The organism is Pseudomonas sp. BF-R-24 (genome assembly GCF_019947335.1).
In the GTDB taxonomy this organism is placed as follows: domain Bacteria; phylum Pseudomonadota; class Gammaproteobacteria; order Pseudomonadales; family Pseudomonadaceae; genus Aquipseudomonas; species Aquipseudomonas jessenii.
The window spans coordinates 33,882-52,062 of sequence record NZ_JAGYGG010000005.1 but is presented as its reverse complement, the minus strand read 5'-3'; the positions used below and the strand labels follow the sequence as shown (position 1 = coordinate 52,062).

Annotated in this window: 14 protein-coding genes; all 14 read right to left on the bottom strand. The window is 60.7% G+C overall.

Annotated features, from left to right (window positions below; translation table 11 throughout):
- Window positions 1-67: 67 nt before the first annotated feature.
- Complete coding sequence (gene mdoH, locus KGA98_RS05645) at window positions 68-2,638, bottom strand: glucans biosynthesis glucosyltransferase MdoH (protein WP_223501763.1); 2,571 nt, start codon at window positions 2,636-2,638, stop codon at window positions 68-70.
- Complete coding sequence (locus KGA98_RS05640; RefSeq protein ID WP_090452641.1) at window positions 2,631-4,445, bottom strand: glucan biosynthesis protein G; 1,815 nt, start codon at window positions 4,443-4,445, stop codon at window positions 2,631-2,633. Before KGA98_RS05640 ends, mdoH begins: the two co-directional genes overlap by 8 nt.
- Before the next feature lie 321 nt (window positions 4,446-4,766).
- A complete protein-coding gene (dtd, locus tag KGA98_RS05635) occupies window positions 4,767-5,204 on the bottom strand; it encodes a D-aminoacyl-tRNA deacylase (protein ID WP_057712378.1) in 438 nt (145 codons plus the stop codon).
- On the bottom strand, window positions 5,201-6,172 hold the full coding sequence (gene pip, locus KGA98_RS05630; protein ID WP_057712379.1) for a prolyl aminopeptidase: 972 nt from the start codon (window positions 6,170-6,172) through the stop codon (window positions 5,201-5,203). Before pip ends, dtd begins: the two co-directional genes overlap by 4 nt.
- 104 nt (window positions 6,173-6,276) lie before the next feature.
- The gene (locus KGA98_RS05625; RefSeq protein ID WP_223501762.1) at window positions 6,277-7,182 is read right to left on the bottom strand and encodes an alpha/beta hydrolase; all 906 of its coding nucleotides are present in this window, start codon (window positions 7,180-7,182) and stop codon (window positions 6,277-6,279) included.
- A gap of 161 nt (window positions 7,183-7,343) precedes the next feature.
- On the bottom strand, window positions 7,344-8,300 hold the full coding sequence (locus KGA98_RS05620; protein ID WP_223501759.1) for a choline ABC transporter substrate-binding protein: 957 nt from the start codon (window positions 8,298-8,300) through the stop codon (window positions 7,344-7,346).
- Between the two features lie 264 nt (window positions 8,301-8,564).
- Window positions 8,565-9,368 (bottom strand): N-formylglutamate deformylase, encoded by an 804-nt coding sequence (gene hutG, locus KGA98_RS05615; protein WP_150811983.1) that lies wholly within the window; start codon window positions 9,366-9,368, stop codon window positions 8,565-8,567.
- A 10-nt stretch (window positions 9,369-9,378) separates the two neighbouring features.
- Entirely contained in the window at window positions 9,379-10,584 is a 1,206-nt protein-coding gene (gene hutI, locus KGA98_RS05610) for an imidazolonepropionase (protein ID WP_223501757.1), read from the bottom strand.
- A gap of 17 nt (window positions 10,585-10,601) precedes the next feature.
- On the bottom strand, window positions 10,602-12,008 hold the full coding sequence (locus KGA98_RS05605) for an amino acid permease (RefSeq protein ID WP_057712384.1): 1,407 nt from the start codon (window positions 12,006-12,008) through the stop codon (window positions 10,602-10,604).
- A gap of 109 nt (window positions 12,009-12,117) precedes the next feature.
- A complete protein-coding gene (gene hutH / locus KGA98_RS05600) occupies window positions 12,118-13,650 on the bottom strand; it encodes a histidine ammonia-lyase (protein ID WP_223501755.1) in 1,533 nt (510 codons plus the stop codon).
- A gap of 114 nt (window positions 13,651-13,764) precedes the next feature.
- A complete protein-coding gene (gene hutH / locus KGA98_RS05595) occupies window positions 13,765-15,288 on the bottom strand; it encodes a histidine ammonia-lyase (RefSeq protein WP_150811985.1) in 1,524 nt (507 codons plus the stop codon).
- A 142-nt stretch (window positions 15,289-15,430) separates the two neighbouring features.
- The gene (locus KGA98_RS05590; RefSeq protein ID WP_052961897.1) at window positions 15,431-16,261 is read right to left on the bottom strand and encodes a glycine betaine/L-proline ABC transporter ATP-binding protein; all 831 of its coding nucleotides are present in this window, start codon (window positions 16,259-16,261) and stop codon (window positions 15,431-15,433) included.
- Window positions 16,258-17,109, bottom strand: a complete 852-nt coding sequence (locus KGA98_RS05585) for an ABC transporter permease (protein ID WP_057712387.1) — start codon at window positions 17,107-17,109, stop codon at window positions 16,258-16,260. The genes KGA98_RS05590 and KGA98_RS05585 overlap by 4 nt, the downstream gene beginning before the upstream one ends.
- A 70-nt stretch (window positions 17,110-17,179) precedes the next feature.
- Complete coding sequence (locus tag KGA98_RS05580; protein WP_057712388.1) at window positions 17,180-18,148, bottom strand: ABC transporter substrate-binding protein; 969 nt, start codon at window positions 18,146-18,148, stop codon at window positions 17,180-17,182.
- Window positions 18,149-18,181: the final 33 nt, after the last annotated feature.

Below are 18,181 nucleotides of genomic sequence, written 5' to 3'. Positions count from 1 at the left end.
TCCGGAAATCAAGTCGTAGGAACGATTACTCAAACGAAAAAACCCCGCTTTCGCGGGGTTTTTTTCATCAGGCCGGTTGAGCCTGCAAGCTGACCGGTCGAAGCGGGAGCAGCGGCGCATGGGGATCGGCTTTCACCGATGCCCGCCATGCCCCCAGCCACTCTGGATGGCCCTCGCTCCAAACCTGCTCATGCAGGCGGGCCAGAGCCACCGGATCACTCAACAAGGCTACACGCTCGTTATTGGTCAGCCCTTCAGGACCAACCTTGATCGCATGCCGTACTCGTTCGATCCGCAGCCATTCGATCGGCTCGGACTGATTGTGCCGGGAAGTCGCCAGCGAGCACGCCAGGGCGTTCTGCTGTGGATCGACCACCGAACGGACGAAGCCGTCGTTAAGCGCGTGCCAGCGGTTTTCGTGGGTGTACTGGTCGGTCGCCAGCAGTGCCTGTGGCGGATTGTATTCCTCAGGGATCAGGAACAGGTTCTCGTCACGGGACTTCAGGCCCAGGCCGACACGGCTGGAGATCACCGACACCGGGATCGACAGCATCAACGAACCGACGATCGGCACCAGCCACCACAGGAAGCTCGGGTTCAGCCAGATCACCAGCAAGGCCCAGAAGAAGCCCAGCAATGTTTGCGGACCGTGGCGCTTGACCGCCTCGCTCCATGGTGTGGAGTCGTCGTCACGCTGTGGGGAATTCCACGTTGCGGCCCAGCCGAGGAACGCGGCCAGTACGAAACGGGTGTGGAAAATCATCCGCACCGGCGCCAGCAGCATGGAGAACAGCATCTCCAGGAGCATCGACAGGGTCACCTTGAACTTGCCGCCGAACTCTTTCGCACCCTTGGCCCAGATCAGGATGATGCTCAACAGCTTCGGCAGGAACAGCAGCACGATGGTGGTCGAGAACAGGGCGATCGCCTTGTCCGGATGCCATTGTGGCCACAGCGGATAGAGCTGACGCGGCTCAAGGAAGTATTGCGGCTCCATCAGCGTGTTGACCGCCAGCAGCGCGGTCGACAGCACCAGGAAGAAGAACCACAACGGCGCCGACAGGTAGGACATCACGCCGGTCAGGAACACCGCGCGGTGCACCGGGTGCATGCCCTTGACCAGGAACAGGCGGAAGTTCATCAGGTTGCCGTGGCACCAGCGACGGTCGCGCTTGAGTTCGTCCAGCAGGTTCGGCGGCAGTTCTTCATAGCTGCCCGGCAAATCGTAGGCAATCCACACGCCCCAACCGGCACGACGCATGAGCGCGGCTTCGACGAAGTCGTGGGACAGAATCGCACCGGCGAATGCGCCTTTACCGGGCAATGGCGCCAGGGCGCAGTGCTCGATGAACGGCTTCATGCGGATGATCGCGTTGTGGCCCCAGTAGTGCGATTCGCCCAACTGCCAGAAGTGCAGGCCGGCAGTGAACAGCGGACCGTACACGCGGGTGGCGAACTGCTGCATGCGAGCATACAGGGTGTCCATGCCCGACGCACGCGGCGCGGTCTGGATGATCCCGGCGTCCGGCGTGGCTTCCATCAGGCGTACCAGACTGGTCAGGCACTCACCGCTCATCACGGAGTCGGCGTCGAGTACGACCATGTACTTGTAGTCACCGCCCCAACGACGGCAGAAATCGTCGAGATTGCCGCTTTTGCGTTTTACGCGACGACGACGGCGGCGATAGAAAATCTTGCCGAAGCCCCCGGCTTCGCGGCAGACATCCAGCCAGGCCTGTTGCTCGGCGACGCAGATATCGGCGTCGTTACTGTCGCTGAGGACGAAGAAGTCGAAGCGGTCCAGGTCACCCGTGGCTGCAACCGACTCGAAGGTCGCCCGCAGCCCGGCGAATACCCGTGGCACGTCTTCGTTGCAGATCGGCATCACCAGCGCGGTGCGCGCATCCTTTGGAATCGGCTCGTTACCAGCACTTTTACCGGAGATGCGGTATTTATCGTGCCCGGTTAGCAACTCGAGAAAACCCATCAGTGCGGTCCAGAAACCGGCCGAAACCCAGCAGAACAGGATCCCGAACAGGATCAGGATGCTGGTCTGCAATGCATATGGCAGCACTTGGGTGGCGGTTTGCAATAACGGTTGGTGCAACACTTCGTCGAGGTCGACGAATGACCAGCCCTGGTAAGGCATGAGGCCTTTCATGAACCAGCCGGCGACGATGGTCTGACCGAGCATCAGTACCAGCAGAATGTAGCGGCGGATCGAACCGACGGTGCGCCAGCGCGCGGCCGGCAGCACGTTCTCGTCTTTCGGCGGCTTCGGCGGATTGGTGCGACCGGTCAGACGCCGCCAGCCGCGCACCAGAATATTGGTGCGCCACGGCTCCGGCACGACCTTGGTCCGACGAATCGGTGGGGTCGCCTTAAGGCAGACGCGACCGCTGGCGTCGAGCACCAGCATTTCGGCGTCCTGCAATTCTTCGGCAGTGCTCAGGGTCAAGCGCTTGCCGACCGAAGCCTGGGCGGCCTCGGCTGGCGCGTCGAAAGTCGAGGACGACAGACGCTCATGCAGTTCACTGAAAGACCTGCAGCCCGCGAGTTCCGCGCGCTGCTGGTCGGTCATCGGCAGATGCGCCAGATACTCGGAGAGAGTTTCTGGCCGTACTTGAGAGTTACTCATCGGCAGGCAACTGATAGCTCCAGGTCTCGGTCAGGACTTCTTCAGTCGGGGCCGATTCCGGTGTGGCTGGGGCCGCGTCGGCAGCGACAGGCTGCTTGGCGTCTTTATTGGCCTTGTCCTTGGCATCTGCAACAGGCTTGGCTTCGGCCTGCTTGGCCTCCGCTTGCCTGGCTTCCTTGTCCGCTTTCTCTTGTTGCTTGGCGGCAACCTTGTCGGCCTTGGCAACCGACGAGTTCGACGACGGAATCGAAGTCTTGGCCAGGTCCGCCGGCACGATGTTCTGCACCAGCGCGGCACGCATCTCGGTGGACTTGCTCGGATCCTTGATCTTCATCCGCAAGGTCAGGCGCCAGCCTTTGGTTTCAGGATTATAGCGAACGCTGTTTTCCACCAGCTCGGCGTTGTCGCCGACGCTGACCTGGCTGCGAACGTCCGCTTCGGCCGGCAAAGCCGCCAGGGACGGGCCTTCAAAGTCCACCAGGTAGGCAACGCTGCCGTCCGGCTGACGAATCAGGTTGGACTGCTTGACGTCACCAGTGGAGCGCAGGGTTTGTTTGACCCAGGCGCTGTCCGGCGCGTGAATCGAGGCTTCATCCATGGTCCAGTGCATACGATAAGCGACATCGAGCGGCTGGCCAGGTTCCGGCAATTTTTCCGGATTCCAGAAAGCAACGATGTTGTCGTTGGTTTCGTCGGCGGTCGGAATCTCGACCAGGTCGACCGTGCCCTTGCCCCAGTCACCCTTCGGCTCGATCCAGGCGCTTGGGCGCTTGTCGTAGCGGTCGTCGAGGTCTTCGTAGTGGCTGAAGTCGCGACCACGTTGCAGCAGACCGAAGCCGCGCGGGTTTTCAACGCTGAAGTTGCTCACGGCCAGGTGCTTCGGATTGTTCAGCGGACGCCAGATCCACTCGCCGTTGCCGGCATGGATCGCCAGGCCGCTGGAATCGTGCAGCTCGCGACGGTAGTTCAGTACTTTCGACGGTTGGTTGGCGCCGAACAGGAACATGCTGGTCAACGGGGCGATGCCCAGTTTGCCGACCTTGTCACGCAGGAACATCTGCGCCTTGACGTCGACGATGGTGTCGCTGCCCGGACGCAGGGTCAGGCGGTAGGCGCCGGTGGCACGAGGAGAATCCAGCAGGGCGAAGATCACCAGGTGCTTGTCGCCTGGCTTGGGCTGCTGAATCCAGAACTCGCGGAAACGCGGGAATTCTTCGCCGGACGGCAATGCGGTATCAAGCGCCATGCCGCGAGCGGACAAACCATAGACATGACCCTTGCCGACGACGCGGAAGTAGCTCGCGCCAAGCATGGTCATGATTTCGTCTTGCTTGTCGGCCTTGTTGATCGGGTACAGCACACGGAAACCGGCATAACCCAGTTGTTCGGTGGCCTTTGGATCGAACTTCATATCGCCGAAGTCGAAACGACTCGGATCGTATTTGATCTCTTCGACGGTGTTCGCGGTGATTTCGTTGATTTTCACCGGCGTATCGAAATGCATGCCCTGGTGATAGAAGGACAGCTTGAACGGCGTCTTCTGGTCAGCCCACTCGGCTTTTTCCGTCAGAAAACGAATTTTCTGATAGTCCGCGAATTTCATGTCGCGGAACTCGTTCGGCAGGTTACTGCGCGGCGCTTCGAATTTCTGCGCGGCCAGTTCTTTTGCCTTGACCGATACATCATCCAGACTGAATGCCCAAAGCTGACCGGCGCTGAGCAGGCAGAGCAGTGCAGAGCCCGCTACCAGGGCGCTGCGTAACCGTTTGGCAGACAATTTTGGTGCGTTACAGGGACTAACAATCACGAGCAACCCTCGCCGAAAACAGATCAAAAAACCAACGGCCAGTTAAAGGGCCTGCACGGTGTACGGTATGAAAAAACCGCCCTTGCAAACCACTCTTGCCAAGTTGGCGAGCATTGTTCCGACTCCGCTGTGGCGAAATGATTCCCCAATCGGATCCGGACAAGTCTCTACCTAAGTCAAAATGGACCAACGAACGCTGATCCCCGTAGCGCGGGATTATCTAGTAGGCCGCGTTACAACGCATCAGGGGTAACAAAGTATTTATCGCGAAAAACCCCTGTTTTCAGTCGAAATGAACGTAAAAACTTGTTTCAAGCGCTTTCAGGTCTGTAACAGGAAGGTTACCGGGCCATCATTGACCAGGTGCACCTGCATATCCGCGCCGAATCTACCTGATGCCACAGTGCCATGCACCTGTTTCGCTTTGCTTAATAGATAGTCGAACAGCTCCTCGCCCAACGCCGGAGGGGCCGCGGTCGAGAAACTCGGACGCAGCCCGTTTTTTGTATCGGCAGCCAGGGTGAACTGAGAGACCAGCAGCAGCCCACCGCCCACATCCGCCAAGGACAGATTCATCTTGCCCTCAGCGTCACTGAATACCCGATAGTTAAGCAGCTTATTAAGGAGTTTGTCAGCGCTGGCCCGCGTATCGTCGGGCTCGACGGCTACCAGGACCAGCAATCCCTGATCGACGGCACCCACGATCTCGCCCGCGACCTCGACCCGCGCGCCGCGCACCCGTTGCAGCAGGCCCTTCATGCTTCTTCAGGCGGCAGGTCGAGCAGACGCCGGGCCATCTGATTGGCGGCGCGTACCAGTGCGTCGGTGATGCCAGGCTCGGAAGCGGCATGACCGGCATCGCGGATGACCTGCAGTTCGCTGTTCGGCCAGGCTTGATGCAATTCCCAGGCGTTATCCAGCGGGCAGATCACGTCGTAGCGACCATGAATGATCACGCCGGGCAAATGGGCGATCTTGCCCATGTCGCGGATCAGCTGATTCTGCTCCAGGAAGGCGTGGTTGCTGAAGTAGTGGCATTCGATGCGGGCAATCGACAACGCACGTTGAGGCTCGGAGAAACGGTCGACTACCAGAGGGTTAGGGCGCAGGGTCGCGGTGCGGCCCTCCCAGGTCGACCAGGCCTTGGCCGCGTGCATCTGGGCGATCTGGTCGTTGCCGACCAGGCGTTTGTGGAACGCAGCGAGCAAATCGTCGCGCTCGTCCAGCGGGATCGGCGCGATGTAGTCCTGCCAGTAATCGGGGAACAGGCGGCTGGCGCCGGCCTGATAGAACCATTCGATTTCCTGCGGACGGCAGAGAAAGATCCCCCGCAGGATCAGACCGTGTACCCGCTCAGGATGGGTTTGCGCGTAGGCCAGCGCCAGGGTCGAACCCCAGGAGCCACCAAACAGCACCCATTTGTCGATGCCCAGATGCTGGCGAATCCGCTCGAGGTCGGCGACCAGGTCCCAGGTGGTGTTGTTTTCCAGGCTGGCGTGGGGGGTCGAGCGACCACAACCGCGCTGGTCGAAGGTGACGATGCGATAAAGATTTGGATCGAAGTAGCACCGACTCTGGGCATCACATCCGGCACCGGGGCCGCCGTGGATGAACACCACCGGCAAACCTTCCGGTGAACCGCTTTCGTCGACATACAGCGTGTGGGTCTCGTCGACGGCCAGATCGTGCCGGGCGTGGGGTTTGATCTGCGGGTACAAAGTCTGCATTGCGCGCTCCGTAAGGGGTCGAGGTCATCCCTGGGGGGACTTCTATTATTCTGCCGTTGGGCATCATAAACCCGAATTACGTCAATGAGCATGCCCGTGAGAAGTCAGAGTTTTTCCGCAAGATAACCAAACAGGGTTTCGTACAGCGCATCGACCTCGGCCACCTGCCCGCGGGCCCGTAAACAGCCATGGACCAAACCCTCGCCGACGTACAATGTGGCAGCAACGCCGGCAGTACTCAGTCGCTCGGCATACAGCACACCGTCATCACGCAACGGGTCCAATTGCGCCACGGCGATCCATGCCGGTGGCAGTCTGCTGAAATCCGTGGCAAGCAATGGCATGGCGTAGGCGTTCGGATGGCGGGCGCCCTGCAGGTAAAGCGCGTGATAGCAATCTACGTCACTGCTGCTGAGTAACGGCGCGTCGATGCACTCACTGCGCGACGGCAGCCGGTGATCGCCGCCCAACCCCGGATAGATCAGGACCTGCGCGCACGGCACCGGCTCGCCGGCATCGCGCAGCGCCAGGCACAACGCTGCCGCGAGGTTGCCACCGGCACTGTCGCCGGCCACCAGCGTACGCGCAGGGTCAAGTTTGAACGGCCCGGTGCGCAGTGCTCGCCAGACTTTGAGGCAATCGTCGAAGGCCGCCGGAAACGGATGTTCCGGCGCCAGGCGGTAATCGACGGCGATCACCAACACACCGAGGGTCGAGGCCAGTTCCGCGCAAATGAAGTCGTGGGAATCCAGATCCCCCACCACCCAGCCCCCGCCATGTAGATAGACGATGCACGACGCACCGCTGGTCGCTGGTTGATAGGAACGAACAGCAACACCGGCCAACTCGAAATCGACCACATACAACCCGGCAGGGCGTGTAGGGGTAAATGCCCGGCACATCTCGCTGTAGGCCTGGCGCAGACCGTCGGGGCTGCCGTCAGTGCTATTGAAACTGACGGTTTTCTCGACGAAAGCCGTCATCTGCTCGGAAAGTGGATAAGGAGCCATAAGACTGGTGCAAGCCTGTTCAGGTTTTTAAGGCGTACTTATGACCTGTGGGAGCGAGCTTGCTCGCGATTGCGAACTGACAGGCAACATAGATGTTGAATGTGAGGGCGCCATCGCGAGCAAGCTCGCTCCCACAGGTTTTGCAAACATCTGGAAAGGTGTCAGTTTTTCAGACTGGTCTGAACCGTGGCCACGCCATCCTTGCCATCAAAACTGCTGACACCCGCCAGCCAGCGCTGGAGATCTTCCGGATGCTCGCGCAGCCATTTTTTCGCGACATCCTGAGCCGTTTGGCGCTCCATGATCGGCACCATCAACTGGCTTTCCTGGGCGGCGGTGAAGGTCAGGTTTTCCAGCAGTCGATTGACGTTCGGGCAGCGCTTGGCGTAATCCGGCGCGGTTACGGTGGAAACGGTCGCTGCACCTTCATTCGGGCCGTACACGTCTTCGCTGCCGGTCAGGTAGGCGATCTTCATGTTGATGTTCATCGGGTGTGGAGTCCAACCGACGAACACCACGAACTCCTTGCGATTCACGGCGCGCTGTACGGCGGCGAGCATGCCGGCTTCACCGGACTCGATCAGTTTGAAATCCTTAAGGCCGAAGTGATTGGTTTCGATCATGGTCTTGATCGTGGTGTTGGCGCCGCTGCCCGGCTCGATGCCGTAGATCTTGCCGCCAAGCTGATCCTTGAATCTGGCGATGTCGGAGAAGGTCTTCAGGCCCGCCGCTGCTACATAGTCAGGGACTGCAAGGGTGGCCTGGGCATCAGCCAGGCTCGGCTTGTCCATGACTTTGACTTGATTGGCGGCCAGGAACGGCGCGATGTTTTTGTCCATCGCCGGTTTCCAGTAACCAAGGAAAATGTCCAGGCGCTTGTCGCGGATCCCGGCGAAGATGATTTGCTGAACGGCGCTGGTCTGTTTGCTTTCGTAGCCGAGGCCATTGAGCAACACGTCGGCCATGCCGCTGGTGGCGATCACATCGGTCCAGTTGACCACGCCCATGCGCACTGTTTTGCAGGAGGCGTCGTCAGCGGCCAGGGCGCCGGTGCTCAGGAGAGCCGTGCCGCAGAGGATTGAGAGACAGCGGGCGAACAAACCTTTGGTGCTTGTCATAGAGAGCATCTCGTGCGGCAGCGATTATTGTGAGGTCGGTGTCTTTGTGCACCGTGGCCAGAACATTACGCAGCAGACGAGCGGTAAAAGCGACCTGTGGCGACCGTGTTTTGCACGGTGGCGACTGTTACGTCGCGCTTTCAAAATGAACACTTACCTGTGGGAGCGAGCTTGCTCGCGATGGCGGTGGATAAGTCGACATAGATGTAACAGACAGACCGCTATCGCGAGCAAGCTCGCTCCCACAGGGTTACGCGTCAGGCTTTAGCGCTTGTAGTGTTTTTCACCCCAGGCCAGCAAGCCTTGCAGCAACTCCTTGAGCACCAACCGCGTCGGTTCCGCCAGATCCGGGCGATAGCGGAACGGCTCGAACTCTTCCATGTAGGTGCACTGCCCCAACTCCAGTTGCACCGCGTGGATGTTCTCGGCCGGATTGCCGTAATGGCGAGTGATGTGCCCGCCCTTGAAGCGCCCGTTGAGTACGTGGGTGTAGTTGTCGTGAAGCGCGCAGATCGCTTCCAGTCGGGTCGCAAGCTGCGGATCGCAACTGGCGCCGTTGAAGGTGCCGAGGTTGAAGTCCGGCAACTTGCCGTCGAACAGGTGCGGGATGATCGAGCGGATCGAGTGCGCATCGAACAGCAGCGCATAGCCGAACTCGGCCTTCAGTCGCGCCAGTTCCTGCTGCAAGGTGCTGTGGTATGGCGTCCAGATCTGCTCCAGATAAGTCGCGCGCTCATCGGCAGAAGGCTCCAGCCCTTCGCGGAACAACGGAATGCCGTCGAACAGCGTCGCCGGGTACAGGCCGGTGGTCGCCCCCACGTACAAAGGCTTGTCGTCGGACGGTCGGTTAAGGTCGATGACGAACCGCGAGTACTCGGCCGCCAGAGTGCTTGCACCCAGTTCCGCGGCGAAGTCGTATAGCTGCGGGATGTGCCAGTCGGTGTCCGGCAGGCTTTTCGCGTCAGGGATCAATCCGGCTTCGACCGCAGGCGTCAGGCGCACACCGGCGTGGGGCATGCTGATCAGCAGCGGTACGCGGCCTTGTTTGAAGTTCAGAACCTTATCCACAACAGATCTCCTACAGACTTGATTCGACGCCGTGGCGCACGACGCGTTTTTCCAGGTCGCCGCCCAGCCAGTAACACAGGTCGGCCGGACGATCGATTTGCCAGGCGACAAAATCCGCGACCTTGCCGACCTCCAGCGAACCATGAGTATCGGCCATGCCCAGCGCGGTGGCGGCATGAATCGTCGCGCCGGCCAGGGCTTCTTCCGGGGTCATGCGGAAGCAGGTGCAAGCCATGTTCAGCATCAGGCGCAATGACAGCGCCGGCGAGGTGCCCGGGTTGAGGTCGCTGGCGATGGCGATTTTCACGCCGTGCTTGCGCAGGGCTTCCATCGGCGGCAACTGGGTTTCACGCAGGAAGTAAAAGGCGCCGGGCAACAGCACCGCGACCGTACCGGAGTTGGCCATGGCGATGGCGTCGTCCTCGGTCATGAACTCCAGGTGATCGGCGGACAACGCGTGGTAACGCGCCGCCAGGCTCGAGCCATGCAGCGACGACAACTGCTCGGCGTGCAGCTTCACTGGCAGGCCCAGTTTCTGGGCGGTAATGAACACCCGCTCGACCTGTGCCGGGGAGAACGCCAGGTACTCGCAAAACGCATCCACGGCGTCGACCAGCCCTTCGGCAGCCAGGGCCGGGAGCATGTCGGCGCAGATGTGATCGATATAGTCGTCAGCGCGATCCTTGTACTCCGGCGGCAAGGCGTGAGCCGCCAGGCAGGTGCTGCGCACGCTGACCGGCAGTTCGGCGCCGAGGCGACGGGCCACACGCAGCATCTTGCGCTCGTTGGCCAGGTCCAGGCCGTAGCCGGACTTGATTTCGATACTGGTAACGCCATCACGCATCAGGCTTTTCAGGCGCTTGGCGGCACTGGCGAACAGTTCATCTTCGCTGGCTGCGCGGGTGGCGCGCACGGTGCTGGCGATGCCGCCACCGCTGGCGGCGATTTCCGCGTAGCTGACGCCTTGCAGGCGCTGTTCGAATTCACCGCTGCGGTTACCGCCGAACACCGTGTGAGTGTGGCAGTCGATCAGGCCCGGCGTGACCCAGGCCCCGTTCAAATCATTGACGGCCGGGTACTCGCCCGCCGGCAACTCACCGCGCGGGCCGATCCACTCAATGTGCGCTCCTGTCGTCACGATGGCCGCATCCTCGGTGATCGAGTAGACGCCTTGTGCCATGGTTGCGACGTGACAGTGTTGCCAGAGAGTTTTCATCCTTGGCCTCCATTAGGTTATCGATGGGAAAAATTAGGATCCTGCGTCACCAGGGCTGCCTGGCCCGCCGCCGGTTTCACCCACGTCAGGTAAGCCAGCACCAGCAACACGATCCAGACCACGCCGACGATCAGCGCTGCCTGGGTGTCCGGGAAATAGCCCAGCACGCCGAAAATGAACAGCATGAAGGCAATCGCCGCCGCCGGTGCATAAGGCCAGAGCGGTACCGGAAACTTCAGTTGTGCAACCTGCTCGGCGCTCATGGACCGGCGCATGGCCACTTGGGTCACCAGAATCATCAACCAGACCCACACCGTGGCAAAGGTCGCGACGGAAGCGATCAGCAGGAACACGTTTTCCGGGATCAGGTAGTTCAGCAACACGCCCAGCAACAGCGCGGCACTCATCACCACTACCGTCATCCATGGCACGCCATTGCGCGACAGGCGGGCGAAGCCTTTGGGTGCATGCCCTTGCTGGGCCAGACCGAACATCATGCGGCCAGCGCCGAAGATGTCACTGTTGATCGCCGAAATCGCCGCCGTGATCACCACGATGTTGAGGATGGTGGCCGCCGAGCTGATCCCCAGCTTGTCGAAAATCTGCACGAACGGGCTGCCCTGGCTGCCGATCTGCTGCCATGGAAAGATCGACATCAGCACCAGCATCGTCAGCACATAGAACAGCAGGATCCGCAACGGTACAGCATTGATCGCCCGGGGCAGCACGTGCTGCGGGTCTTTGGCTTCACCTGCCGTTACGCCGATGATTTCAATACCGCCAAACGCAAACATCACCACCGCGAACGAAGCGATCAGACCGCCCATGCCATTGGGCATGAAGCCGCCGTGACTCCAGAGGTTGCTGATGTCGGTCGCTTGGCCGGGGGCCGAGCTGATGCCGAACCACATGATGCCGAAACCACCCAGGATCATCGCGACGATGGCGGCGACCTTGAGCAGCGACAACCAGAACTCCATTTCACCGAAGACTTTGACGTTGCACAGGTTCAGGCCGCCAACGATGGAAACGACACCCAGCACCCAGATCCAGCGGGAAACCTCCGGAAACCAGAAGCCCATGTAGATACCGAATGCAGTGACATCGGCCATGCCGACGATGACCATTTCGAATGCGTAGGTCCAACCGAGGATGAAGCCCGCCATCGGCCCCAGGTAGGTGCTGGCGTACTGGCCGAAAGAGCCGGCCACCGGGTTGTGCACCGCCATCTCACCGAGGGCGCGCATGACCATGAACACCGCCGCGCCACCGATCAGGTAAGCGAGCAGTACCGCAGGACCGGCCATTTGAATGGCCGAGGCAGATCCATAAAACAGCCCGGTGCCGATTGCCGACCCCAGCGCCATGAAGCGAATATGTCGGGCAGAGAGCCCGCGTTTCAAACCTTTTTCTGGCTGTTGCATTTCTCGTCCCTAATTATTGTTATCCGACGCAAAATCGAATCGCTGGCAAGCCAGCTCCTACAGGTTCAACGCAATCCATGTGGGAGCGGGCTTGCTCGCGAAGGGGCAATTACAGGCTAGGCAGCAACTTCGCCGAAACCAGTTCGTTCAGGCAACGCGAGGCCAACAGTTCAGACGCCGCATTGATGTCCGGCGCGAAGAAGCGGTCCTTCTCATAGAACGGCACTTCGTTACGCAGAATGGCACGGGCTTTTTCCAGTTTTGGCGAAGTCTTCAGACCATTGCGCAGGTCCAGGCCCTGGGCTGCCGCCAGCCATTCCACCGCGAGAATCCCACGGGTGTTCTCGGCCATTTCCCACAGGCGCTTGCCAGCGGCCGGAGCCATCGATACGTGGTCTTCCTGGTTGGCGGAAGTCGGCAGGCTGTCCACCGAATGCGGATGGGACAACGCCTTGTTCTCGCTGGCCAATGCCGCTGCAGTCACCTGGGCGATCATGAAGCCGGAGTTCACACCGCCGTTGGCCACCAGGAACGGCGGCAGTTGCGACATGTGCTTGTCCATCATCAGCGAGATACGGCGCTCGCTCAGGGAACCGATTTCAGCGATGGCCAATGCCATGTTGTCAGCGGCCATGGCCACTGGCTCGGCGTGGAAGTTGCCACCGGAGATCACGTCACCTTCAGCGGCGAAAACCAGCGGGTTGTCGGAAACGGCGTTGGATTCGATCGCCAGTACTTCGGCCGCTTGACGGAACTGGGTCAGGCAGGCACCCATGACTTGTGGCTGGCAACGCAGGGAGTACGGGTCTTGTACCTTCTCGCAGTTTTCATGGGAGTCGGAAACTTCGCTGCGCTCGCCCAGCAGATCGCGATAAGCGGCGGCGGCGTCGATCTGGCCTTTCTGGCCACGGGCAGAATGGATACGGGCGTCGAACGGCGAACGCGAGCCCAGGACCGCTTCAACGGTCAGGCCGCCCAGTGCCAAGGCACCAGCAAACAGGTCTTCACCTTCGAACAGGCCACGCAGGGCAAATGCGGTGGACACCTGAGTGCCGTTGAGCAGCGCCAGGCCTTCTTTCGCAGCCAGAGTCAGCGGGGTCAGACCAGCAACTTTCAGCGCTTCGGTGGCTTCCATCCACTCGCCCTTGTAGCGAGCCTTGCCTTCACCCAGCAGCACCAGCGACATGTGGGCCAGAGGCGCCAGGTCACCGGAAGCACCGACCGAGCCTTTCAATGGAATGTGCGGGTAAACCTCGGCATTGATCAGGGCGATCAGCGCGTCGATCACCACGCGGCGGATGCCGGAAAAACCACGGCTCAGGCTGTTGACCTTGAGCACCATGATCAAACGTACTAGCTCGTCACTGATCGGCTGGCCGACACCGGCGGCGTGGGACAGCACCAGCGAGCGCTGCAGGTTTTCCAGGTCTTCGCTGGCAATGCGGGTCGAGGCCAGCAGGCCGAAACCGGTGTTGATTCCGTAGGCGGTGCGGTTCTCGGCGAGGATCTGTTCCACGCAGGCAACGCTGGCTTCGATCTGGGCCGAGGCGCTGTTGTCGAGGGTCAGTTTCACCGGCTGCTGATAGACGTCACGCAGTTGGGCGAGGGTCAGTTGGCCGGGAATCAGGTTTAGCGCAGTCATTTTTTTGCTCCTTTTGAGAGTTGTTATTAACTCACCAGACGCTCCGGAGATGTCCGTTGTCCGTCGCGTCTACCTTTTAGGGAGCCGCGCCTTGGCACGCTGGTGTTGTTGAAATCAGTTCAGGTCTGGAAAAGCGTTGTGCAGCAAAATCGGGTCTTTCAATACCGCGGCAGCGGCGGCAATGTCTGGTGCCAGCCAGCGGTCCTGGTCGTAGGCAGGAACTCGCTCACGCAGCAGACGCCAAGCGGTATCGGTGCCCGCACCAAAGCGTTGTTCTTTGAGAAACTCGAACGCCTGGGCCGCCAGCAAATACTCGATGGCGAGGATCTGCGTGCAGTTTTCCAGCGCGCGATGCAGCTTCAGCGCGGCGTTGGTGCCCAGACTCAGGTGATCTTCCTGCAGGCCCGACGTCACGTAGTTATCCAGCACCGCCGGTTGCGCCAGTTGACGGTTCTCCGCGCACAGCGAAGCGGCCACGTATTGCACGATCATCATCCCGGAGTTCACGCCCGGGTTGGCCACCAGGAAAGCCGGCAGGCCGCTGACGTGCGGGTTGATCAAACGGTCCAGACGACGCTCGGCGATGGAGCCGATTTCCGCCATGGCGATCGCCAGCAGGTCCGCCGCCATTGCCACGGACTGGCCATGAGGGTTGGCCTGGGACACCACGCGGTAATTGTCCGCGGTACCCAGCACCAGCGGGTTGTCGGTGGCGCCGTTGAGCTCGGTTTCGATCTGTTTGATCGCGTGCACCAGTTGATCGCGCGCAGCACCGTGCACCTGCGGGATCGAGCGAATGCTCAGGGCATCCTGGGTGCGAATGCCTTTGCTCTGGGCGATCACTTCGCTGCCGTCGAGCAAGGCCCGAAGGTTGATCCCGACCTGTTGCATGCCCGGGTGCGGCTTGAGCGCGATGATCTCCGCGTCGAACGCATCGATCTGCCCGCGCTGGGCTTCGAAGCTCATGGCGCCGATCACGTCGGCCCATTCCAGCAGGCGCGTGGCATCGGCAATCGCCAGGCAGCTCAGGCCGCTCATGCACGGCGTACCGTTGACCAGGCACAAACCGTCCTTGGCACCGAGCTTGACTGGTTGCAGACCTTCTTCGGCCAGCGCTTGCTGCGCGGAAACGATCTGCCCGCGATAGCTGACATTGCCCACGCCCAGCAGCGCGATGCCGATGTGCGCCATGTGAGTCAGATAACCCACCGAACCCTGGGACGGCACCTGCGGGGTGATGCCCCGGTTGAGCAGCGCCAGCAGCGCTTCGACGACCTGACGGTGCAGGCCGGATTTGCCGTGGCTGTAGTTGACGATGGCCGCGCACATGATCGAGCGGGTCTGCTCGTCGGTCAGCGGTGCACCCACGCCGCAAGCGTGGCTGAGCAAGGTGTTGCGCGACAACTGGCTGAGTTGTTCGTCCTGCAGCGAAACGTTGCACAGCGCGCCCAGGCCGGTGTTGATGCCGTAGGCACGTTCGCCGCTGGTGACGATGCGCTGGACGATGGCCTGTGCGTTTTCGATGCGCGCCCAGATCGGTGCCGACAGTTCAAGCTGTGCGCCATGACGAGCAACGGCGACCACATCCTGCCAACTGACCTGCGACTCGGTGATAACGATTTTTTCAGCCTGGGACATCATTAACCTCGTGCGTACAACCTGAATGTTGATGCAGCTCTACCGCCGCCTTCGCGAGCAAGCCCGCTCCCACATTGGAACGCGATCAACTGTGGGAGCGGGCTTGCTCGCGAAGAGGCCCGCCAATTCACTGCAAATCTCGTTAAACCACCGCCGCCCGACGCTGCACAAAGCGGTCGACATACTCATCCGCCGGCGAATGCAGGATCTCCCTTGGCGTGCCGACCTGGATCAGGCGGCCGTCCTTGAGAATCGCGATGCGGTTGCCAATGCGCACAGCCTCGTCGAGGTCGTGGGTGATGAAGACGATGGTCTTGTGCAGGGTCTTTTGCAGTTCCAGCAACTGGTCCTGCATCTCCGCGCGGATCAGCGGGTCGAGGGCGCTGAACGCTTCGTCCATCAGGATGATGTCAGTGTCCGCCGCCAGGGCGCGGGCCAGGCCCACACGCTGACGCATGCCGCCGGATAGCTGGTGCGGGTATTTGTTTTCGTAGCCCTTGAGGCCCACGGTGTTGATCCAGTGCAGCGCACGCTCAGCGCACATGGCTTTGCTTTCGCCACGGATTTTCAGGCCGTAGGCGACGTTGTCCAGCACACTCTTGTGCGGCAACAGGCCAAAGCTCTGGAACACCATGCTGATCTTGCGCCGACGAAATTCGCGCAGGGCTTCCATGTCGTATTGCAGGATGTCCACGCCGTCCACCAGGATCGCGCCGCTGGTCGGGTCGATCAGGCGGTTGAAGTGGCGCACCAGGGTCGACTTGCCTGAGCCCGACAGGCCCATGATCACGAAGATCTCGCCGCTGCCGATGCTCAGCGACAGGTCGTTCACGCCGACCACGCAGCCGGTTTCGGCCAGGACCTGGTCCTTGGTCTTGCCCTGGCCGATCATGGCCAGCGCATCCTTGGAACGGTTGCCGAAAATCTTGAAGACGTTCTTGACTTCGATCTTGCTCACGGTTGCGTTGTTCATTTGCTCACCTCATGCCGTGCGCGACCGTACGCCTGTGTAATGCGGTCGATCACCACAGCCAGAATCACGATCGCCAGACCGGCTTCAAGGCCACGCCCGACGTTGAGGGTCTGAATCCCTACCAGCACGTCTTCACCCAGGCCACGGGCACCGATCATCGAGGCGATCACCACCATCGACAGGGCCATCATGGTGGTCTGGTTGATCCCGGCCATGATGCTCGGCAGGGCCAGTGGCAGTTGCACGCCGAACAGTTGCTGCCAGCGGTTGGCACCGAAGGCGTTGATCGCTTCCATCACTTCGCCGTCGACCTGGCGAATGCCCAGATCGGTCAGACGGATCAGCGGTGGTGCGGCGTAGATCACCGTGGCGAAAATCGCCGGGACCTTGCCCAGGCCAAACAGCATCAGAACCGGGATCAGGTACACGAAGCTCGGCATGGTCTGCATGATGTCCAGCAACGGCATCAGCACCGAACGCAGGCGGTTGCTGCGCGCCGAGAGAATGCCCAGCGGAATGCCGATCAACACCGAAATGATCGTCGCCACCATCATCAGCGCCAGGGTCTGCATCAGCTTGTCCCAGAGGCCGACCGCCCCCACCAGGAACAGCAAACCAACGATGACGGCAGTGGTCACGACCTTGCGGGTCGCGTGCCAGGCCACACCGGCCACGATCGCCAGCATCAGCCACCAGGGTGCAGCACGCAGCAGGCCTTCAAGATTGACGATGGCCCACAGCAAGGTGTCGGAGATGCTGCGGAAAACGTCGCCGTAGTTGGTAACCAGCGAATCGACCCAACCGTTGACCCAGTCGGCGATGGAAAAGGTAAAGCTTTCGGGAAACATAAGAGACTCTCAATCAAGGGGTTGCGATCAAGCGTCCGACTGCCGTTGCCGACAGCCGGAGAAGCCCAACCTACAAGGCCGCGTCGATTTTCTTGGCTGCGTCTTCGCTCACCCATGCGTGCCAGACTTCAGGATGTTCCTTCAGGAAGATCTTGGCCAGTTTTGGTGACTCGATCCGCTCTTTGGTCATGCGCCCAAGGTTCTGGTTCAGCAGGTCGATTGGCACGTTGACCTTTTCCAGCACGGCCACCAGTTCAGGCGCTTCGTCGTGGAACGTCTTGGACAAGCCGACCTTGATGGTCACTGTCTTGTTCACGCCTGGTTTCTCTTCGAGTTTCACCGCGTCGATCTGGCCCATCAAAGGCGTTGGCGACCAGTAGTAGAACAGGATCGGCTCGCCACGCTTGTAGCTCGACAGCACAGCGGCATCCAGCGCCGGGCCGGTGCCTGGGCGGAAGTTGGTGTAGGTGCTTTCCAGGCCGTAGCTTTTCAGCATTTCGCTGTTGTCCAGCTCACAGGTCCAGCCGGCCGGGCAGTTGTAGAAACGGCCCTTGGAAGGCTCTTCGGCGTCCTTGAACACCGCCGAGTATTTGCCCAGGTCAGCAATGTTTTTCAGGTCCGGAGCCTTGGCTTCCAGCTTACGCTTGGCGTCGCCTTCGATCACGTAGCGCGGCACGTACCAGCCTTCGATTGCGCCAACAACCGGGGCGCCGACACCGACGACTTTGCCGGCCTTCTCGGCCTTGTTCCAGACTTCGCTGCGGCCGACCCACTCTTCGGCAAACACTTGAATGTCGTTGCTGCTCAGGGCGTTTTCCATGGTGATGGAGTTGCCCGGCAGGCTGTCGGTCTTGCAGTCGTAGCCTTTCTCCAACACGACTTGCATCACGTCGGTCAGCAGCATGGCGCTTTCCCAGTTCAAACCGGCGAACTTCACCGGTTTGCCTGACTCGCACCAACCCGCCGCCTGAGTGGCGCCGGCACTGGCCAGCAGGCCCATGGAAAGCAATGCGGTCAGCAGGGTCTTGTTCGATTTCATTGTTATGACGCTCCTAATCATGAATTGGCTTAC